The sequence below is a fragment of the Thermaurantiacus sp. genome (assembly GCF_053487655.1).
In genome coordinates, this window is record NZ_JBRCLD010000070.1 from 1 (window position 1) to 17,958 (window position 17,958).

Annotated in this window: 23 protein-coding genes; 10 read left to right on the forward strand and 13 right to left on the reverse strand. The window is 65.3% G+C overall.

Translation table 11 applies throughout. The features are described 5' to 3' along the window. From ACWIQA_RS07235 to ACWIQA_RS07245, 3 genes are all read right to left on the reverse strand, one after another. Positions 1-123: CHC2 zinc finger domain-containing protein (locus tag ACWIQA_RS07235; RefSeq protein ID WP_448582418.1), on the reverse strand; the 123-nt coding region annotated here is incomplete at its 3' end. Positions 124-158: 35 nt separating this feature from the next. Beyond that, the gene (locus ACWIQA_RS07240; RefSeq protein WP_448582397.1) at positions 159-872 is read right to left on the reverse strand and encodes a class I SAM-dependent methyltransferase; all 714 of its coding nucleotides are present in this window, start codon (positions 870-872) and stop codon (positions 159-161) included. A gap of 40 nt (positions 873-912) precedes the next feature. After that, positions 913-1,368 carry a GatB/YqeY domain-containing protein gene (locus ACWIQA_RS07245; RefSeq protein WP_448582398.1) on the reverse strand — a complete coding sequence of 152 codons (456 nt, stop codon included), beginning with the start codon at positions 1,366-1,368 and terminating at the stop codon, positions 913-915. A gap of 94 nt (positions 1,369-1,462) precedes the next feature. Between ACWIQA_RS07245 and carA the strand changes: the two genes are divergently transcribed. From carA to ACWIQA_RS07265, 4 genes are all read left to right on the forward strand, one after another. Next, on the forward strand, positions 1,463-2,632 hold the full coding sequence (gene carA, locus ACWIQA_RS07250) for a glutamine-hydrolyzing carbamoyl-phosphate synthase small subunit (RefSeq protein ID WP_448582399.1): 1,170 nt from the start codon (positions 1,463-1,465) through the stop codon (positions 2,630-2,632). Continuing rightward, complete coding sequence (carB, locus tag ACWIQA_RS07255; protein ID WP_448582400.1) at positions 2,632-5,865, forward strand: carbamoyl-phosphate synthase large subunit; 3,234 nt, start codon at positions 2,632-2,634, stop codon at positions 5,863-5,865. The genes carA and carB overlap by 1 nt, the downstream gene beginning before the upstream one ends. A 165-nt stretch (positions 5,866-6,030) precedes the next feature. Then, positions 6,031-6,510 (forward strand): transcription elongation factor GreA, encoded by a 480-nt coding sequence (gene greA / locus ACWIQA_RS07260; protein ID WP_448582401.1) that lies wholly within the window; start codon positions 6,031-6,033, stop codon positions 6,508-6,510. Between the two features lie 20 nt (positions 6,511-6,530). Then, positions 6,531-7,199 carry a rhomboid family intramembrane serine protease gene (locus tag ACWIQA_RS07265; RefSeq protein WP_448582402.1) on the forward strand — a complete coding sequence of 223 codons (669 nt, stop codon included), beginning with the start codon at positions 6,531-6,533 and terminating at the stop codon, positions 7,197-7,199. A 4-nt stretch (positions 7,200-7,203) separates the two neighbouring features. Here the strand turns inward: ACWIQA_RS07265 and ACWIQA_RS07270 are convergent, their stop codons facing one another. The 9 genes from ACWIQA_RS07270 to ACWIQA_RS07310 form a co-directional block, all read right to left on the reverse strand. Further along, positions 7,204-7,431 (reverse strand): DUF4170 domain-containing protein, encoded by a 228-nt coding sequence (locus tag ACWIQA_RS07270; RefSeq protein WP_448582403.1) that lies wholly within the window; start codon positions 7,429-7,431, stop codon positions 7,204-7,206. Further along, the gene (locus ACWIQA_RS07275; RefSeq protein WP_448582404.1) at positions 7,428-8,006 is read right to left on the reverse strand and encodes a gamma carbonic anhydrase family protein; all 579 of its coding nucleotides are present in this window, start codon (positions 8,004-8,006) and stop codon (positions 7,428-7,430) included. Before ACWIQA_RS07275 ends, ACWIQA_RS07270 begins: the two co-directional genes overlap by 4 nt. Positions 8,007-8,016: 10 nt before the next feature. Further along, positions 8,017-8,619, reverse strand: coding sequence for an MlaC/ttg2D family ABC transporter substrate-binding protein (locus ACWIQA_RS07280; protein WP_448582405.1), 603 nt, complete (start codon positions 8,617-8,619; stop codon positions 8,017-8,019). An 18-nt stretch (positions 8,620-8,637) separates the two neighbouring features. Further along, on the reverse strand, positions 8,638-9,252 hold the full coding sequence (locus ACWIQA_RS07285) for a hypothetical protein (protein WP_448582406.1): 615 nt from the start codon (positions 9,250-9,252) through the stop codon (positions 8,638-8,640). Next, the gene (locus ACWIQA_RS07290; RefSeq protein WP_448582407.1) at positions 9,249-9,701 is read right to left on the reverse strand and encodes a phage holin family protein; all 453 of its coding nucleotides are present in this window, start codon (positions 9,699-9,701) and stop codon (positions 9,249-9,251) included. The genes ACWIQA_RS07285 and ACWIQA_RS07290 overlap by 4 nt, the downstream gene beginning before the upstream one ends. Beyond that, positions 9,685-10,188 (reverse strand): hypothetical protein, encoded by a 504-nt coding sequence (locus ACWIQA_RS07295; RefSeq protein ID WP_448582408.1) that lies wholly within the window; start codon positions 10,186-10,188, stop codon positions 9,685-9,687. The genes ACWIQA_RS07290 and ACWIQA_RS07295 overlap by 17 nt, the downstream gene beginning before the upstream one ends. A 71-nt stretch (positions 10,189-10,259) precedes the next feature. Next, positions 10,260-11,438, reverse strand: coding sequence for an acetyl-CoA C-acyltransferase (locus ACWIQA_RS07300; protein ID WP_448582409.1), 1,179 nt, complete (start codon positions 11,436-11,438; stop codon positions 10,260-10,262). A 21-nt stretch (positions 11,439-11,459) separates the two neighbouring features. Further along, entirely contained in the window at positions 11,460-11,918 is a 459-nt protein-coding gene (locus tag ACWIQA_RS07305; RefSeq protein WP_448582410.1) for a MaoC family dehydratase, read from the reverse strand. Between the two features lie 66 nt (positions 11,919-11,984). After that, positions 11,985-13,151 (reverse strand): mechanosensitive ion channel family protein, encoded by a 1,167-nt coding sequence (locus ACWIQA_RS07310; protein WP_448582411.1) that lies wholly within the window; start codon positions 13,149-13,151, stop codon positions 11,985-11,987. A 121-nt stretch (positions 13,152-13,272) separates the two neighbouring features. On the opposite strand from ACWIQA_RS07310, the gene ACWIQA_RS07315 reads away from it, so the two are divergent. Both ACWIQA_RS07315 and ACWIQA_RS07320 read left to right on the forward strand, forming a co-directional pair. After that, positions 13,273-14,070, forward strand: coding sequence for an SDR family NAD(P)-dependent oxidoreductase (locus tag ACWIQA_RS07315; protein WP_448582412.1), 798 nt, complete (start codon positions 13,273-13,275; stop codon positions 14,068-14,070). A 1-nt stretch (position 14,071) separates the two neighbouring features. Next, positions 14,072-14,440 carry a dihydroneopterin aldolase gene (locus ACWIQA_RS07320; protein ID WP_448582413.1) on the forward strand — a complete coding sequence of 123 codons (369 nt, stop codon included), beginning with the start codon at positions 14,072-14,074 and terminating at the stop codon, positions 14,438-14,440. 3 nt (positions 14,441-14,443) lie between these two features. On the opposite strand, the gene ACWIQA_RS07325 is transcribed toward ACWIQA_RS07320, so the two are convergent. After that, positions 14,444-15,247 carry a hypothetical protein gene (locus tag ACWIQA_RS07325; RefSeq protein ID WP_448582414.1) on the reverse strand — a complete coding sequence of 268 codons (804 nt, stop codon included), beginning with the start codon at positions 15,245-15,247 and terminating at the stop codon, positions 14,444-14,446. A gap of 271 nt (positions 15,248-15,518) precedes the next feature. Here ACWIQA_RS07325 and ACWIQA_RS07330 point away from each other — a divergent pair, with 271 nt between their 5' ends. The 4 genes from ACWIQA_RS07330 to ACWIQA_RS07345 form a co-directional block, all read left to right on the forward strand. After that, a complete protein-coding gene (locus ACWIQA_RS07330; protein WP_448582415.1) occupies positions 15,519-16,202 on the forward strand; it encodes an energy transducer TonB in 684 nt (227 codons plus the stop codon). Positions 16,203-16,339: 137 nt separating this feature from the next. Then, complete coding sequence (locus ACWIQA_RS07335) at positions 16,340-17,101, forward strand: MotA/TolQ/ExbB proton channel family protein (RefSeq protein ID WP_448582419.1); 762 nt, start codon at positions 16,340-16,342, stop codon at positions 17,099-17,101. 45 nt (positions 17,102-17,146) lie between these two features. Continuing rightward, complete coding sequence (locus tag ACWIQA_RS07340) at positions 17,147-17,614, forward strand: ExbD/TolR family protein (RefSeq protein ID WP_448582416.1); 468 nt, start codon at positions 17,147-17,149, stop codon at positions 17,612-17,614. A 20-nt stretch (positions 17,615-17,634) separates the two neighbouring features. Further along, positions 17,635-17,958, forward strand: a 324-nt coding sequence (locus ACWIQA_RS07345; RefSeq protein WP_448582417.1) for an ExbD/TolR family protein, incomplete at its 3' end; no start/stop codon positions are given.

Below are 17,958 nucleotides of genomic sequence, written 5' to 3' on the forward strand. Positions count from 1 at the left end.
GTGGAATGGGCAGCAGCCCTTCAGCTCGCGGCCCGAACGGACCAGCCGCACCCGCCGCCCGATGAGCTCGGGGAGCGAGATCCGGGCCTTCAGCTCGTCGAGAAAGGCTTCGCCAAGCGCCATCGCCGCATCCTAGCGGAGCATGGCCCGGCCGGCCATCACAGGATGCGAATCGCCGCCTGCCGGCTGGTGAAGGCAATGAACCGGTAGCGCTCGCGCGGCAGCGCCTCGGCGAGCGCCTTCGCCTCGTGCGCCGGCCAGTTCGGGTAGCCGATCAGCTCGTCGAAGGCGATGATCGAGCCCGACACCAGCCGGGGCGCCAGCGTGTCGAGGAGATAGCGCGCCGGGCTGTAGGTGTCGGTGTCGATGTGGAGCAGCGCCAGCGGCTCGCCGGGGTGCTGGTCGAGGAACGGCTGCACCGTGTCCTGCACCCAGCCCTTGTAGAGCCGGACATTGTCCCTGACGGGGGGAAGCCTGCCGCCCTGGTCGAAATAGCCCGCCGGCAGCGCTTCGCCCGACCAGTCCTCCTCGAGCCCCTCGAAGCTGTCGAACCCGTGGATGAGGCGAAGGTCGCCCGCCGCGCGCAGCCGGTCGGCGATGAAGTTGATCGACTTGCCCTCGAACACCCCGCATTCCATCAGCAAACCACGCTTCGGCAGCCGCCCGCTGAGCCAGGCCCAATAGTCGATCCGGTGGTCGAAAAGGACCGCGTCGTCGATGTTCGACTCGATGAAGCTCGCCGAGCTTTCCGCCGCCCGCTCATAGACCCGCCGCATCGGCCACTGGCGGCGGTCGTCGACGAGGAATCGGCGGTGAAGATAGCTGAGCGTCCGGGTGGTCCACGCATCCATCCACTGCTTCATCCCGGCCATGTCATTCCCTTCTTGCGCCCCCGCTTGGACGGGGGTCGCCCTAGGCCTCCAGAACGGCCTTTGCCAGCCGGCTTGCGCGCCCCATGTCGACCCGGCCGGAAAGCTCCGCCTTCACCGCCGCCATCAGCGCGCCCATGTCCTTGATGCCGGTCGCGCCGATCCGCGCGGCAATCGCCGCGATCGCATCGCGCGCCTCGGCCTCGTCGAGCTGGGCCGGCAGAAATGCCTCGATGACACCTAGCTCGAACCGCTCGCGCGCGGCAAGATCGTCGCGGCCGCCCTTCTCGTACATTTCGATCGATTCGCGCCGCTGCTTTGCCATCTTCTGCAGCACCTCAACGACGAGTCGGTCGTCGTCGCCGGGCGTGTTTCCCGTCCGCGCCTCGATATCCCGGTTCTTGAGCGCGGCCTGAACCAGCCGGAGGGCCGCGACTCGGTCCAAATCGCGCGCCTTCATGGCTGCTGTGAGCGCTTCGCTGATGCGGCTGCGAATCATGCGCGCGTTCCTGCCAGAGGGCGGTTGACGCGGTCCAGACCGGACCCTAACGAAGCGCCTCAGCCTCACAAGCCGCACCGCCCAAGGAGCCCCGATGGCCGACCCCATGTCCGCGCGCCAGCCCCCCGGCGCGACCGGACTTGTGGCGCTTGCCGATGGCACGCTGTTTTGGGGCGAGGGTTTTGGCGCCGATGGGGAAGGGGTCGGCGAACTCTGCTTCAACACGGCGATGACGGGCTACCAGGAAGTGATGACTGACCCCTCTTATGCTGCGCAAATCATCGTCTTCACCTTCCCCCACATCGGCAATGTCGGTGCCAACGCCGAGGATGTGGAAGCTCCCGAGCCCCACGCGGTCGGCTGTGTCATCGCCCACCCCGTCACTGCGCCGTCCAATTTCCGCAGCGCCGGCCGCTTCGACGACTGGCTCGCCCGCCGGGGCCGGATCGGGGTTGCGGGCATCGATACCCGCGCGCTTACGCGCCGCATCCGCGCAACCGGTGCGCCCAACGCCGTCATCGCCCACCGCCGTGACGGAGTCTTCGACGTGGAGTCGCTGGTCGAGAGGGCCCGGGCCTGGTCAGGTCTTGAAGGGCTCGATCTTGCAGGCGAAGTGACCACCCGTCAGAGCTACCACTGGGACGAAGGCCCGTGGCTGCCGGGCCATGGCTATCCCCAGCTTCATCTCCCCGCCGATGCACCGCATGTCGTTGCCATCGACTATGGCATCAAGCGGGCCATCCTGCGTCAGCTCTCCGGCGCTGGCGCGCGCGTGACGGTGGTGCCGGCAACCACCACCTTCGACGAGGTGATGGCGCACGCGCCCGACGGCCTCTTCCTCTCGAACGGCCCCGGCGACCCGGCCGCGACGGGGGCCTACGCTGTCCCCCTCATCCAGGCCTGGCTTGAGACCCGGAAGCCCCTGTTCGGTATCTGCCTTGGCCACCAGATGCTGGGGATCGCTCTCGGCGCCAAGACCATCAAGATGCACCAGGGCCATCGCGGGGCCAACCACCCGGTCCGGCGGCTCGCCGACGGCAAGGTCGAGATCACGAGCATGAACCATGGCTTCGCCGTGGACGCGGCAACCCTGCCGCCCACCGCGCGCGAAACCCACATCAGCCTGTTCGATGGCTCCAACTGCGGCCTTGAACTCACCGACCGCCCTGCCTTCTCGGTCCAGCACCACCCGGAAGCCAGCCCCGGCCCGCAAGACAGCTTCCACCTGTTCCAGCGCTTCGTTTCGCTGCTCGACGCCAGCTGATGCCTGCCCGCACCGACCTCCGCTCCATCCTCGTCATCGGTGCTGGGCCCATTGTCATCGGCCAGGCCTGCGAGTTCGACTATTCGGGCACCCAGGCCGTCAAGGCGCTGAAAGCCGAGGGCTATCGCATCATCCTGGTGAATTCCAACCCCGCCACCATCATGACCGACCCCGATCTCGCGGATGCGACCTATATCGAGCCCATCACGCCGGAAATGGTCGCCAAGGTCATTGAAGCCGAGCGGCCGGATGCACTGCTTCCCACCATGGGCGGCCAGACTGCGCTCAACACCGCGCTCGCGCTTCACCGGGATGGCACGCTCGACCGCTTCGGTGTCGAGCTCATCGGCGCCAACGCCCAGGCGATCGAGAAGGCCGAGGACAGGCTCAAGTTCCGCGAAGCCATGGACGCGATCGGCCTTGAGTCCCCGCGCTCGGCGCTCGCTCACAGCCTCGAGGACGCATTCGCCGCGCTCGACCTTGTCGGTCTTCCCGCCATCATCCGCCCGAGCTTCACGCTTGGCGGCACCGGCGGCGGCATCGCCTACAACCGCGACGAGTTCCAGAGGATTGTCCTCGGCGGCCTTGATGCGAGCCCCAGCCACGAAGTCCTCATTGAGGAATCGGTCCTGGGGTGGAAGGAATATGAAATGGAAGTCGTGCGCGATCGCGCCGACAACGCCATCATCGTCTGCTCCATCGAGAATGTGGACTCGATGGGCACCCACACTGGCGACTCGATCACCGTCGCACCCGCGCTCACGCTCACCGACAAAGAATATCAGCGGATGCGCAACGCCTCGATTGCAGTCTTGCGCGAAATCGGGGTGGAGACCGGCGGCTCCAATGTCCAGTTCGCCGTCAACCCGGCCGACGGGCGCCTTGTCGTCATTGAGATGAACCCGCGCGTGTCGCGCTCCTCGGCACTCGCCTCCAAGGCGACCGGCTTTCCCATCGCCAAGGTCGCAGCCCTGCTCGCGGTCGGCTATACGCTTGATGAGATCCCCAACGCTATCACTGGTGGCGCCACGCCAGCGAGCTTCGAGCCCACCATCGATTATGTCGTCACCAAGATCCCCCGCTTTGCCTTCGAGAAGTTCCGCGGAGCTGATGCGACCCTCGGCACTTCGATGAAGTCAGTCGGCGAAGTGATGGCCATCGGCCGCAGCTTCGCCGAATCGCTCCAGAAAGCACTTCGCGGCCTTGAGACCGGCTTGGCTGGCCTCGACTCGCCCGAGCATCTGGACGGTGCCGGCAAGGGCGAGATCCTGGCAGCGCTCGCCACCCGCACGCCCGATCGTCTGCTGGTTGCAGCGCAGGCGCTCCGAGTGGGCATTCCGCCATCCGAAGTGGTGCGAGTCTCGGCCTATGATCCCTGGTTCGTCGACCGGCTGGCCGAACTGGTCGCTGCCGAAGAGGAAGTGCGAGCCCAGGGCCTTCCGGCCGATGCTGCCGGCCTGCGCCGCTTGAAGGCCATGGGCTTTGCGGACGCGCGCCTTGCTGCACTTGCCAAGACTAGCGAAGCCGAGGTCCGCCGTCATCGCCACGCGCTTGGCGTCCGGCCGGTCTTCAAGCGCATCGACACCTGCGCTGCCGAGTTCGATGCTGCAACCCCCTACATGTATTCGACCTATGCGGGGAGCGTGTGCGAGGCCGAGCCCTCAGACCGGCGCAAGATCATAATCTTGGGTGGCGGCCCGAACCGCATCGGCCAAGGGATCGAGTTCGACTATTGCTGCTGCCATGCCTGCTTTGCGCTCAGCGAGGCCGGCTTTGAGACCATCATGGTCAACTGCAATCCCGAGACGGTCTCGACCGACTATGATACGTCCGACCGCCTCTATTTCGAGCCACTGACAGCTGAGGATGTGCTGGAAATCCTCCATGCCGAGCAGCAAAGGGGGGCGCTCCATGGCGTCATTGTGCAACTCGGCGGACAGACGCCGTTGAAGCTCGCCCATGCGCTGGAGGCCGCCGGCATTCCCATCCTTGGCACGCCGGTCGACTCGATCGACCTTGCCGAGGACCGCGAGCGCTTCGCGGCTCTTGTCGACCGGCTAGGCCTGAAACAGCCCGCGGGCGGCATCGCCCGCTCCGTTGCTGAGGCGGCCGAAGTCGCCACCCGGATCGGCTACCCGGTCCTCATGCGCCCCTCCTATGTGCTTGGTGGACGGGCGATGGAGGTTGTTGAGTCGACAACCCAGCTGGAGGCCTACATCGAGACTGCGGTGCGGGTCTCGGGCGAGGCCCCGGTCCTCATCGACCGCTATCTGCGAGATGCGGTCGAAGTCGATGTCGATGCACTGGCCGATGGCGAGACGGTGCACATCGCTGGTGTCATGCAGCACATCGAGGAAGCCGGAGTCCATTCCGGCGATAGCGCCTGCACCATCCCCCCGCACAGCCTGCCACCTGCCACCATCGCCGAGATCCGTCGCCAGACCGAAGCGCTTGCGCGCGCGCTTGCCGTGCGCGGGCTCATGAACGTCCAGTTCGCAGTAAAGGACGGTCAAGTCTATCTCATCGAGGTCAACCCGCGTGCCAGCCGCACCGTCCCCTTCGTAGCCAAGGCGATGGGCATTCCATTTGCTGGACTCGCAGCCCGGGTCATGGCGGGCGCGCGGATTGCCGATTTGGCGCTGCCCGCCCGCACGCCGAGCTACACGTCGGTCAAAGAAGCGGTTTTCCCCTTCGCCCGGTTCCCCGGCGCTGACCCAGTGCTTAGCCCCGAGATGAAATCGACTGGCGAAGTGATGGGTGTCGATGCTGATTTCGCCATGGCCTTCTGGAAAAGCCAGCTTGCCGCCGGAATCGTCCTCCCAGTGGAGGGGAGTGTCTTCGTCTCGGTCAAGGACCGGGACAAGCCGCTCATCCTTCCTGCCGTGCGCGATCTCCTCGGCATGGGCTTCCATGTCGTTGCAACCCGCGGCACGGCCGCCTTCCTTGCTGCCGAAGGTCTCGAGGTCGAGGTCGTCAACAAGGTGCTCGAAGGGCGGCCGCATATTGTCGATCGCATTCTCGACCGGCGGGTGGCGCTTGTCTTCAACACAACCGAGGGCGCCCAGTCATTGAAGGACAGCGAGGCCATCCGTGCCGCCGCCTGGGCTTCCCGCGTTCCCATCTACACGACGGCTGCCGCCAGCCTCGCCTCGGTCGAGGCGATCGCCGCCATCCGCGCCCGCGAGCCCGAAGTCGCGTCACTCCAGGCGCTGCACGCCACCCTCGACGGCTGAGGCGGCCCTGCTTCTTGCGCCCTTGCGGAGAACCGCTGTCAGCCCTACACTCATAGGTCCAGAGAGGACGACCACCCCGGACATACGCACCCCAAGGGCCGGCATTTTCGCCGGACGCCGCCGGCGTGGCAGGTCGCAAGGGCGTGGCCGGAACAAGGAACGGACATGGCAACGATCGAGAAGATCCCAATGCTCGCGGAAGGTTATGCCGCGCTGCAACGGCAGTTGAAGCAGCTGAAGGAAGTCGAGCGCCCCGAGAATGTCGAGGCGATCGAGGAAGCGCGCGCCCACGGCGACCTTTCGGAAAATGCGGAATATCATGCTGCCAAGGAGCGGCAGGGTCAGATTGAAGCACAGATTGCCGAGATCGAGGACAAGCTCGCCCGTGCCCATGTGATCGACCCGACGACGCTGTCGGGCGACCGGGTCGTCTTCGGCGCGACGGTCGACCTCCTCGACGAGGAGGACCGCAAGATCACCTATCAGATCGTCGGCGAGACCGAGGCCGATGCCAAGCGCGGCCGGATCAGCTACAATTCCCCCCTCGGCCGTGCCCTCATCGGCCGTCGCGTGGATGAGGAAGTGGAAGTGGTCACGCCGTCTGGCGACCGCAGCTACGTAATCGAGCGGGTCCGCTTCCTCTAGGGCGGGCAGGAGCCAGCAGCGTGCGGCCCTGGAAGCCCCCTGCCGCCCGGGCCACCAGTGCGCTCGTGCTGGTGTGCATGCTGGGCCAGGTCATCGTCTGGCTCATGGGCCCAGAGGCACAAGATGCGCTCGCTTTTGCGGCCGGGCTGGTCCCGGCGCGCCTGACCGGCCATGTGGTGGCACCTGGCGCGCTTTCGCCCCTCGCGACGCTTGTGAGCCACATGTTCCTGCATAGTGGCTTTGTTCACCTCTTCATGAACATGGTCTTCCTCGCCTGGGTCGGCCGGCACTGCGAATGGCTGATCGGGCCGCTTCGGCTCCTTCTGCTGTTCCTGCTCGGTGGCGTAGTCGGAGGCCTCGTCCAGGTCATTTCCAGCCCCACGTCCCTCATCCCGGTCGTCGGGGCGTCGGGCGGCGTTTCGGCCGTATTCGGCACCTATGCCCTGCTTTACGCCCGAGTCGGCGAAGAGCCTGCCACCCTCCTTGGGCTTCGTCTCTCGGGCGAGCTGGTCCGGGCCTTGCGCTATGCTGCGCTCTTCATTGGCCTCCAGCTGCTCGTCGCTGTTGCCTTCAACACGCCAGGCGGCCCCGGAATTGCCATATGGGCCCATATTGGGGGTTTTCTTGCTGGGCTCCTGTTCGGCCTGCCCTGGGTCTGGAGTCGCGACGCGCGCGACCTTCGCGGCTGATCCTTCAGCCGCCTCGCTTCAGCTGTTCGGGCTCGAGCAGGCGATGCAGGTGCACGACCACATATTTCATCTCAGCGTCATCGACCGTCCGCTGGGCCTCCGCGCGCCATGCCTTCTCGGCCGAGGCATAGTCGGGGAAAATGCCCACCACATGGAGCTTCTCGGGCTCGATGAAGTCGAGTCCCATCGGGTCCCTAACGCGTCCGCCGAACACAAGGTGGAGCCGGCTCATGCCGCCTCTCCCAGCTGGGCGAACTCAGCCGTCAGTCTTGCCAGCGTGTCGCGCATCCAGTCCTCAAATTCTGGTCCTTCCCAGGCACGGTGGTCGCCGCGGGCATAGGCCAGCGCATTGCGGTAGTAGAAGAGGGCGTTCATCCGGTTCGCTACCCAGTTGTTCGCCATGCGGATGACCTTCGCCGGGCTCCCCACCACGATCGAATTGGGCGGCACAATCGTGCCATCCTTCACATAGGCATGCTGGCCCACGATCGAGTTGTCGCCAATGTGGCTGCCGCCATAGATGGTGGCGTTGATTCCGATGAGCACATTGTTGCCGATGGTCGAGCCATGGATGGTGGCGTGATGGGTAATGGAACAATGGCTTCCGATGATGACGGGACGACCTGGGTCGGTGTGAATCATCACGAAATCCTGGATGTTCGTGAACGGCCCGATCTCGACATGCGCGGCCTCGGCGCGGATTGCGGCATTGATCCAGATGGAGGCGCCTTCGTGTGCTGTCACTTCGCCGTAAACATGGGCAGAAGGGTGAACAAAGGCAGCGCGACTGAGATCAACCCCGGGCATGGCTGGCCCGCTAGCCCGACTTCTTCATGAAGTCCACGAGCGCATCGAAGCCGTTCCGCTGGATGTAGGAATCGAAATCCGCTTCTTGCGTGAGGGCGATATTCACACCATTCACGGTCAGGTTGGTCACAAGCCAGCGGCCTGAGGCCCGGGAGGTCGCCCAGATGGTCTCAAACGGCCGGCCGCCCTTGGGGTCGGTTACGCGGGCATAGACATCGACATCGCCGCGGCTTCCGCGCGCCACCTGTCGCACGACCACGAGCTTCGCATTGCCGAAATCATAGAGCCGGTCCGCGTAGGTATTGACCACATAGTCGGGCAACGCCTTGCGATAGGCTTCGAGCTGGGCTGGCGTGAGCCCGGCGCGATGCTTGCGGATGATCCGCATCCCCGTCTGCTCGATGGCAAAATTATCGCGCAGCAGAGAGCGAAATCTGACCTTCGCTTCCGAGCGGCTGATCGACGAGTCGCGCAGCACGGCAAAGGCTTCCTTGGCGAGCTGCTCGATGAAGCGCGCGGCCTCAGCTTGTTGCGCAGCTGTCGCCGTCTCCGCGCGCGTCGGAATTCCGGGCGCAAGCGCGGCAACGAGCATGGCAACGAGCGGTCGGAGCATGTCCTTCTCTGGAGCAGGTCAGGCCTTGCCCCCGCCTTTCGGCAACAGGGCTGCGAGAATCGCGCCGAGTGCAAAGCCGATGATGACGGACGAGATCGGATGCGCCTTGTGCTGTCGCGCCGTCCATTCGGCGACATCGCGGGCGGCATCCTCGGCCGCGTCAGCGGCATAGGCCGCGCGATTGCGCGCCTCCGCCGAAAGCTGGGCAGCCCGCGAGCGGGCGTGGTAATAGGTCTCGCCCGCCTTCTGGCCGAGCTCTTCGGCCGTTTCGCGCACGCGGTCCCAGCGGCGGGGATCCTGGCTTTCGTCCGGCATAAGGGGCTCCTCCATCTCATAGGCGCGGTAGAGCGGCACCACGCGCTTGCGCGCGCCTATCCCAAGCGCGGCCAAAACGCCAAGAATGGTGGCGCCAGCGGCAAGCGCCAGCGCATGGGCGCGCACGAATTCCCGGCCTTCGGCCACCAAATTCGCCACTTCGCTGCTGACCGCATCCTTGACTGCGTGGCGCGCACGCGATGTCGCGTCGGCCAAAAGATGCCGCGGCTCGAGACGTTTTGAAAGGTCGGCAATGCCGTCGGCGATTGCAGCACGAGCCCTTGCCGCCTCGGCTTCCAGTTCTGCCATCCGAGTCATCCCCGGTCTCCTGAGCGGGCCCCGCTGTCGCCAGGATGAAGTCGTGCCGAGAGCGTCCGCAGGTCCGCCGCGATCCGGCCCAGCGCCCGCTCGGGGAGCAGGCTCAGCTGGCCGGCGCCGCGCCGCGCTGCAACCAGCAGTAGTCCGCCGGCAACGCCGAGCGCGGCTGCTGTTCCAAGCAATGCGGCAAGCCAGCCGATCACACCCGCCAGAGCCACCAGCCCGCCCAGAAGCAAGAAGAGGAGCCCAAGCCCGGAAAGGAACAGGCCGAGAAGTGCCCGCGCTGCCACTCCACTTGCCTCGCGGACATTGGCTCCCGTCTCGAGGCGGGCAAGCGTCGCCTCGGTACGGATGAGAGTCGAGGCATCCGCAACCACTCGCCGGGCGGTCGCGGCAAGCGTCTCAGGCGCCGGCCCGACACCCGGCCCGGTCTCAGGCCTCGCGGCCATCATCCGCGCCCGACTTCAGCGCGCGGGCAAGGGCAAAGCCGAGAACAGCGGCAACCCCGATGGCAAGTGCCGGCTTGTCACGGACGAACTGACGGACATCGCTGCCAAGCTCCTCCAGCGACTTGTCTTTGAGCACATCAGACAACCGGTCCATGCTGTCGGCTGCGCGTCTCACATAAGTGGCAGCCGTCTCCGCCTGCTCGCCTTCAGCCTTGCCAGCAAGGCTGCGAACCACCTCCGCCACCTTGTGCAGCGCGTCGGCGGCTTTTCCCTTGCCAGTCTCAGCCGCGTCACGCGCAGCGTCGCCGGCCTTTTCGGCATAGTGGGCAGCTTCGCTCCGGATCTCCTCGAACCGGCGCGACGCCTTCTCGGTCACATCGCGAATCAGGTTTTCGGCGCCCTCAGCTGCCGCCTCGGCCCGGTCGGCGGCCGCAGATGCGGCCGGCTCCACCTTGATCTCGATGTCCTCCTGGTTCTTGCCCGTCATGACCTGTCTCCTCGGCTGGAGCGGAGGTTCTTACGTAAGATGTCGCGACTGGGGTTCCAACCCCGTCCAGCCTAGAGCACCTCGAAAAGTCCGGCAGCGCCCATGCCGCCACCAACACACATGGTAACAAGCACGTAGCGCACTCCGCGCCGCTTGCCCTCGATGAGCGCATGGCCGACGAGCCTTGCGCCCGACATGCCGAACGGATGGCCGATCGAGATGGCACCGCCGTTCACATTGAGCTTTTCCATGGGGATTCCCAGCACGTCGGCACAGTGGAGCACCTGGACTGCAAACGCTTCGTTGAGCTCGACTAGGCCGATATCGTCCAACTTGAGGCCGTGCTGCTGCAAGAGCTTTGGGACCGCGTGGATGGGCCCGATCCCCATCTCGTCGGGTGCAAGGCCAGCAACGGCCATCCCGACATAGCGGCCAAGCGGGGCAAGGTTGCGACGAGCCGCCTCGCCCGCTTCCATCAGCACCGAGGCCGAGGCGCCGTCGGAAAGCTGGCTGGCATTGCCAGCAGTGATGGTCTTGCCCGGCCCGCGCACCGGCTGCAGGCCTCGCAAGCCCTCGATTGTCGTCTCTGGCCGGTTGCCCTCGTCTTTGGTCAGGGTCACCACTTGCTCAGAGACCTCCTTCGTCTCCTTGTTGACCATCTTCATGGTCGCAGTGACGGGCACGATTTCGGCATCAAACCTGCCTGCCTGCTGCGCTGCTGCAGTGCGCTGCTGCGAGAGCAGGGCATATTCATCCTGCCGGTCGCGACTGATCTTATAGCGTTCAGCAACCACTTCGGCCGTGTCGATCATCGGCATGTAGATGTCGGGCACAATCGCAACCAGCTCCGGGTCGCCCTCAACTCGGAACCGGTCATTCTGCACAGTCGAGATCGAATCGACCCCCGCCCCCACCACGATCTGCATCCCGTCGACGATGATCTGTTTGGCGGCCGTTGCAATCGCCATCAGTCCTGAAGAGCATTGCCGGTCGATCGTCTGGCCTGAGACCGTCACCGGCAGTCCGGCTCTCAGCAACGCAAGCCGGCCGATGTTGGGTGCAGCCGAGCCTTGGGTCAGCACGCAGCCCATGACGACATCGTCGATCTCCGGCCCCGCAAGCCCGGCCCGCTCGACTGCCGCCTTCACCGCATGCGCCGCAAGTGTCGGCGCAAGGGTCGCGTTGAAGGCGCCGCGGTGGGCCTTGCCGATCGGAGTCCGCGCCGTTGCGACAATGACGGCGTCACGCATCCTTCCCTCCCTTGCGCAAGCTCAAAGATAGACGAGGCTGATCCACTCGGCGCTCAACGCCGGCTTCTCTTCGCCTTCAATCTCGACGGTTACCTGATAGGTTGATTGCACGGCACCGCCTGCCCGTTCGGTCACGTCGGCCAAGTGAAAGTGGCCCCGGATTCGCTTGCCCGACTTGACCGGTGCCAAGAACCGCACGCGGTTGAGGCCATAGTTCACGCCCATCTTCACGCCCGCAATCACGGGCATGCACTGGTAGCCCATGAGCGACATGAGCGACAGCGTGAGAAAGCCGTGCGCAATCGTGGTGCCGAACGGGGTCTGCTTTGCAAGCTCAGGGTTCACGTGGATGAACTGGTGGTCGCCGGTCGTGTCGGCGAACTTGTCGATCCGCTCCTGGTCGACGAGGATCCAGTCGGACGTGCCGACGGTCTCGCCCACCTTTGCCTTGAACTCATCGAGCGTAAGCGCTCGTCCCATTCTTATCCCCCAAAGCCGCTGTTTGCCGCCGCCCTAGGCGCCCCGCAGTGGCTGCGCAAGCACAGCTCAGCTCCGCCGCGCCGTCGATTTCACCTGTTGCACTTCGGTGTCGCGCGGGTCGATGATCTTGCCGTCGGGCCCGGCCAGCATTTCGACCTGCACGGGGTAGGCGATGTCGATGTCGGCGGCGTCGAACGCACGCAAGATCCCAAGGATGACCGCCTGCCGCGCATCCATCATGGCAGCAAAATCTGGGTCCTCGATGAAGAAGACCAGCTCGAACTCGAGCGAGGAGGTGCCGAAGCCGACCAGATGACAGCGGTCGAACGAGGCCTTGGGCACGGTCTCGACGACCGTTTGCACCATCGCCGGGATCGCTTCGAGGAGGTCCGGCCGTGTTTCATAGGTGACGCCGAACCGGAGGAGGACCCGCCGCCGTTCAAAGGTCGCATAGTTGGCGACCGTGGCCGAGAGCAGCTTGGCGTTCGACATGATGACCATTTCGCCTGAAAGGGCACGGATCCGGGTCGACTTGACTCCGATTTCTTCGACGACGCCAATCGCGCCCGGCTCATAGAGTATCGCATCGCCTCTTTTGAACGGCTTGTCGAACACGATTGAGAAGGCAGCGAACAGGTCGGAGAGCACGCCTTGCGCGGCAAGGCCGATGGCGATGCCGCCGATACCAAGACCAGCGATGAGCCCGGTGATGTTCACCCCGAGGTTGGCAAGCAGGGTCAGGAAGGCGATGATCCAGACCGCTGCCGAGAGCAGACCGCGCATGAGCGCGAGCGCGGTGTCATCCTCCGCCCGCTCTGACCGGGCCCGGAGCACACCCATCAGGAGGCTTTGCACCCAAAGCGCCACCTGGATGACTGCAGCGATCGTGAACAAGAAGGTGATGAGGCTGGTCAGAACCTGCGGCGGCTGTCCGGCCCCAGCGACGACCCGCAGACTGGCCAGCACCAGGAACCACAGCCGAGTCCGTCCCACGGCCTCTGCCAGCTGTTCGCGCCACAGCGGGCCTGGAACCGCTTGGCGCACCACCGTCTGGACGACGCGCCGGAGCACCAGGAACAGAAGGAAAAGGCCGACCGCAATCGCCAGCAGGGTCAGCGCCTCTGCAGTATCCTTGACCAGCCAGCCAACGACAGACCTCAGCGCTGGCGTGAGCTGCTCCTCGAAGAGCTCCGGGCTGGTGGGAAGAGGCGTGGTGGAAGGAGTGGTCATCATTCGGGCAATCCTCGCCCACCCCTTAGGTGCCCGGCTGCGGCAACGGAACCCCGGGCCTCTTGCGCCAGGCCTGCTGCGTTTTGGTTGCATTCGGCGGTGGGCTCTCTATGCGCCCCTCGCCATGCCGATCCCTGCTGAATTCCTGGTCTCGGGCGCAGACCCACCGCTTGCTCTTGTCACGGGCGGCGCGAAACGGATCGGTGCCGCGCTTGTGACGGCGCTGGCGCAGGAGGGCTTCCGGGTCGCCATCCACTGCCACCGCTCCCGGACGGAGGCGGATGCGCTCGCTGCCCGCCTTGCCGCAGCGGGAGCGCCAGAGCCGCTGGTTGTCGCTGCCGACTTGGCTGCCCCCGACGTCGGCGAGTTGCTCCTTGGAGCCCTGCCAGCGCCTCCTGCCATCCTCGTCAACAATGCCTCGCGCTTCGTCGAGGACCAGCTGGCCAGTCTCGATCTCGACGAGTGGGAGACGCATCTTGCCGTCAACACCCGCGCGCCCGTGCTCCTCGCCCGGGCCATGGCGGCAAGCCTGCCCGCAGGCCGCCGCGGCCTTATCGTCAACCTCCTGGATGCCAAGCTTTCTAGCCTCAACGCCGATTTCTTCAGCTACACTATCTCCAAGCTGGCGCTCGCTGGTGCTACCGAGCTCTTGGCACGCGCGCTTGCCCCGCGCATCCGGGTCAATGCCATCGCGCCAGCGGTCACGCTTGTCTCCGGCCCGCAAAGCCGGGAGAATTTCGCCGCCGCCCATGTCTTGAACCCGCTGCGCCTCGGTGTGGAGGTCACCCATCTTGCTGGGGCACTCCGCTATCTCCTCGAGACTCCAAGCGTTACGGGCGAAACGCTCACCCTTGACTCCGGCCAGCGCTTCCTCGGCCTTCCCCGCGATGTCGCCTACATGGTGTCACAGAACGGAAGCTAAGGTGGTCGCGCTCGCTTCCCACCGCATCCTGCTCGAGGAGCTCGCCCTGGAAGTCGACATCGGCTTCCATGATTTCGAGGTTGGGGTTCCCCAACGCCTGCTCGTGACTGTCGACGTCATGCTCGATCCTGCCGCCTTCCCGGCCGAGGACAGCCAGGCCGCAGCCTGGGACTATGACATCATCCGCTCTGGGATCCATGCCCTCGTCGCCGGACGCCGATTCAATCTCCAAGAAACGCTCGCGCGCGAAATCTTCGCAATGATTGCGGCATTGCCCGGCGTGGCAGGCCTTACGGTCACAACACGCAAACCAGATGTCTATCCCGATGCCGGCGCCGTTGGCGTCGTGCTCTCGAGCCAGCCGGCCTGAGTCTCAGCCCCTCGCGGAGGTTCGCCCGCACGCACCGATTGCGGCGCGCGCTGCCATCCAGTCCCGGGCGAGCCCCGGATCGCTGGCGAGCGTGCCTGGAAGCGCTGCCGGCAGGTCGCAGGCGAGAGTGCGCCACAACAGCGTCTCGGGTGTGACGGGCGCTGCGGACTCATCGATGAGGTCGCTCGTTGCGACCTTGACCAGAGGCGCGGCACCTGGTCGGCGCAGGACCACCAGCGTGAACGGCCCGCCGCTGGCCGCGGCAAGGAAGAACTGGCTTTCGGACTCGCCTGCGATCGTGCCAGGCACATGAAAGCCCGAGCGCACCCCGGTCACCCGGGGAATGCCGCGCGTATGGGCATCGGCAAGGATTGCCCGGACCCGGGCCTCGAGGGTGTCGCTGTGGCGCAGCTGGCCAGAGACAGCGACCAGCCGATAGGGCCGGATGTCGGGCTTTCCACCTTCGGCCGGCACAAGGAAGGCGAGGAGCTCGACACCCCGTGTCGGTGCCGCGCCAGCCGGCCCCTGCCAAAGCCATTCGGCGCCCGCCGGCACCAGCCCCTCGCCTTTGAGGAGACTGACCAGCCGCGCCTCGACGAGATGCCGCGCCTGCCCCTGGGGCACGTCGGGTGCCAGCCGCCTGGAAAGCCGCTTCGCACGCGTAACAGTTGCCCGCACGATGACTGGGCTTGCCAGCACCAGGTCTGCAAGGTCGGTGTAGCTCGGCGCAACGGGCGGTGCGACCGCAGGCTGGGCCATGGCCGGCGCGCCGAGGGCAACGAGCAACAGAGCAACCGGCCAGCGCATGTCGGGTCCGCTATCCTGCGCTGCCACAGCGCACAAGGGGCGAGGTGCGTTGCTTCCCGGCGGTTGCATCGCCAGCGAGAAAACAGCTAGGAACCAGCATCTGATTCGGGCGCATCGGGCGCTGGGTTGTGGTATTGCGTCCTATGTTCGGACCCGGACAGGGAAGGGGGTTGTAGCGGTCGGGGGCGGCATCGCTGCTGCGGCCATTTCGGGTTTGACTGGTTTGGCGCCTTCAGGTGCCCTGCCAAGTGGAGGGGAGTGGCGAGCGTCTATGTCCTTCTTGGCGCCCGAGAACGAGGGGAAGAATCGTCTTCGCTCGTGGATCATCGTCGGCCTGCTTCACGTCTTTTTCGGCTATGTCCTTGTCTCAGGTCTTGCCGTCCGGGTGGTGAAGTCCATCACTGGCCCGCTTGAGACCGTCAACATCGAGGAGGCGGCACCGCCGCCCGACGAACCGCCGCCGCCACCGCCGAAGCTTGAGGACATTCCGCCCTATGTCCCGCCTCCGGACGTGGTCATCGAAACGTCCGCACCCCCACCGCCGACGATTACGACCCAATCGCAGGTCGCAGCTCCGGAACCTGTGCGCGTTGCGCCGCCGGCGCCAGTCGCGCCTCCAGCGCCGCCACCGCCGCCACCTCCAGCGCCGCCCAAGGTGGAGCGAGTCAGTCCGTCGGCGCGCGGCGGGACGGTCACTGTCGGCACAGAGGATTATCCATCGGCCTCGCTGCGCGCTTGCGAACAGGGTGCTGTTGCGGTGCGAGTGTTGGTTGGCACGGACGGGCGGGTGAAAAGCTGCGAGGTTGCCCAGTCGAGCAACTATCCGCGCCTTGATGAGCGCACGTGTGAAGTGGCGCTGCGGCGCTGGCGCTACAATCCGGGGAAAGAAAATGGCCAGCCCGTTGAGATGCCAATGGTGCAGCGAGTGCGCTGGGTCGTTGAGCAGGGCTGCTGAGGAAGTGTCAGGCAAGACAGGGGAACTTGCCACGTTTTGCAACCTTCAAGCGTGAGGACTGAGACATGGAACGGGATCGGATGAACGATATGGCGGGCGCCGTTACGGCGGGACTCGCGCGGGCGAGCGCAGTGGCGATGCTGGCCCTGATGCCGGCTGCGGCGATCGCAGCAGAGGCAGTCGAGGGCGAAAGTCCCTATGGCCTTATCCCGGCGCTGAAGCAGGGCGGGCCGATCGCATGGTTCCTCTTTGCCGTGCTCATTCTCATGTCGATCATCACTTGGTATATCTTCTTCACGAAGTGGTGGCAGCAGAAGAAGCTCCTGGAAGAGGCGGTTGAAGTGGAGAAGAAGGTGTGGTCGGCTGCCACTCTGAAGGATGGGGCTGCGAAGCTCGACAAGGACTCTGCCTTCCGCCAGCTCGCTGACGATGGTCTGAGGGCCTATGACCATCACGAGGGGCGGCTGACCGATCAGATCGACCAGCATGAGTGGGTGACGATGACGTTGAACCGCTCGGCCGGGCTCATCGGCTCGCGTCTCCAGTCGGGTCTTGCCTTCCTTGCCTCAACTGGTGCGACTGCACCCTTCATTGGCCTTCTTGGCACCGTGGTCGGGATCTACCGAGCGCTCATCAACATCGGGATCGCGGGGCAAGCCTCGATCGACAAGGTGGCAGGGCCAGTGGGCGAGGCGCTCATCATGACGGCACTCGGCCTGGCCGTCGCCGTGCCTGCCGTGCTCATCTACAACTATCTCAATGGCCGCAACAAGCTGGTGATGGAAAAGATCAATACCTTCGCCGCTGACGTCCACGGCTATCTCGTCTCCGGCGCCCGCATTGAGCGGCCAGCGGCGACAGTCGCAACGCCAGCGGCGGCCGCGACGGCCAAGAAGTAGCGCGGGGGCCAGAAGTAGCGCGGGGCAAGGCAGGAGCAGACACCGATGGGCATGACGGTCGGGACCGAAGCCGAAGAGGGCGCCATGATGGCGGAGATCAACACCACGCCGCTCGTCGACGTGATGCTCGTTCTCCTCATCATCTTCCTCATCACGGTTCCGGTCGTCATCCAGGTGGTCCCTGTCCAGCTGCCCAAGGTCTCGAGCGTGCCGACAACGACCAAGCCTGAGAATGTGCCGCTATCGGTCGACGCCAACTGCGACATCTACTGGGGCTTGACTCGGCTGGAAGGGCCTGAGGCGCTGCGCGAGCGCGGCGGCGCCTATCTTCTGGCTGAAGTGGAGAAGCAGAAGGCACGCGGTGCCAAGATCGAGCTTCCCGAAGCGCATATCCGGGCGGATGCGGGCACCGAGTATCGCTGCGTCGGCGGTACTATCTTCGCTCTGCAGCGTGCCGGCTATCAGAAGATCGGCTTCATTTCCGAGCCCGCCAGAGGTTCGCCCGCGGGCTGATTACGGCGTCAGGAGGGTTTATGGCAATCTCGATGGGTGGCGGCGCCGGCGAGGGCGCACCGATGGGCGACATGAACACAACGCCCCTCATTGACGTCATGCTCGTCCTCCTCATCATGTTTATTATCACCATCCCGATCCAGACCCACGCGGTGAAGCTCGATCTCCCGCCGCCCAACCCAAATCCCTCCAACATCGAGCCAACCTTCAACCAGGTGAACATCGACTTCCTCAACACCATCTACTGGAACGATCAGGAAGTGACCATGGAGCAGCTCCGCACCTACATGGAGCAGGTTGGCAGAATGCCGGCCGATGACCAGCCCGAGCTTCGCCTCCGCCCC

Excerpts from the sequence above, each read along its gene's own strand:
- greA (WP_448582401.1), top strand. The coding sequence starts at position 6,031 with ATGGCAACGATCGAGAAGATCCCAATGCTCGCGGAAGGTTATGCCGCG.
- ACWIQA_RS07280 (WP_448582405.1), bottom strand. The coding sequence starts at position 8,619 with ATGCTCCGACCGCTCGTTGCCATGCTCGTTGCCGCGCTTGCGCCCGGA.
- ACWIQA_RS07290 (WP_448582407.1), bottom strand. The coding sequence starts at position 9,701 with ATGGCCGCGAGGCCTGAGACCGGGCCGGGTGTCGGGCCGGCGCCTGAG.
- carA (WP_448582399.1), top strand. The coding sequence starts at position 1,463 with ATGGCCGACCCCATGTCCGCGCGCCAGCCCCCCGGCGCGACCGGACTT.
- ACWIQA_RS07335 (WP_448582419.1), top strand. The coding sequence starts at position 16,340 with ATGCTGGCCCTGATGCCGGCTGCGGCGATCGCAGCAGAGGCAGTCGAG.
- ACWIQA_RS07330 (WP_448582415.1), top strand. The coding sequence starts at position 15,519 with ATGTCCTTCTTGGCGCCCGAGAACGAGGGGAAGAATCGTCTTCGCTCG.
- ACWIQA_RS07245 (WP_448582398.1), bottom strand. The coding sequence starts at position 1,368 with ATGATTCGCAGCCGCATCAGCGAAGCGCTCACAGCAGCCATGAAGGCG.
- ACWIQA_RS07275 (WP_448582404.1), bottom strand. The coding sequence starts at position 8,006 with ATGCCCGGGGTTGATCTCAGTCGCGCTGCCTTTGTTCACCCTTCTGCC.
- ACWIQA_RS07315 (WP_448582412.1), top strand. The coding sequence starts at position 13,273 with ATGCCGATCCCTGCTGAATTCCTGGTCTCGGGCGCAGACCCACCGCTT.
- carB (WP_448582400.1), top strand. The coding sequence starts at position 2,632 with ATGCCTGCCCGCACCGACCTCCGCTCCATCCTCGTCATCGGTGCTGGG.
- ACWIQA_RS07270 (WP_448582403.1), bottom strand. The coding sequence starts at position 7,431 with ATGAGCCGGCTCCACCTTGTGTTCGGCGGACGCGTTAGGGACCCGATG.
- ACWIQA_RS07310 (WP_448582411.1), bottom strand. The coding sequence starts at position 13,151 with ATGATGACCACTCCTTCCACCACGCCTCTTCCCACCAGCCCGGAGCTC.
- ACWIQA_RS07240 (WP_448582397.1), bottom strand. The coding sequence starts at position 872 with ATGGCCGGGATGAAGCAGTGGATGGATGCGTGGACCACCCGGACGCTC.
- ACWIQA_RS07325 (WP_448582414.1), bottom strand. The coding sequence starts at position 15,247 with ATGCGCTGGCCGGTTGCTCTGTTGCTCGTTGCCCTCGGCGCGCCGGCC.
- ACWIQA_RS07285 (WP_448582406.1), bottom strand. The coding sequence starts at position 9,252 with ATGACTCGGATGGCAGAACTGGAAGCCGAGGCGGCAAGGGCTCGTGCT.
- ACWIQA_RS07340 (WP_448582416.1), top strand. The coding sequence starts at position 17,147 with ATGGGCATGACGGTCGGGACCGAAGCCGAAGAGGGCGCCATGATGGCG.
- ACWIQA_RS07295 (WP_448582408.1), bottom strand. The coding sequence starts at position 10,188 with ATGACGGGCAAGAACCAGGAGGACATCGAGATCAAGGTGGAGCCGGCC.
- ACWIQA_RS07300 (WP_448582409.1), bottom strand. The coding sequence starts at position 11,438 with ATGCGTGACGCCGTCATTGTCGCAACGGCGCGGACTCCGATCGGCAAG.
- ACWIQA_RS07305 (WP_448582410.1), bottom strand. The coding sequence starts at position 11,918 with ATGGGACGAGCGCTTACGCTCGATGAGTTCAAGGCAAAGGTGGGCGAG.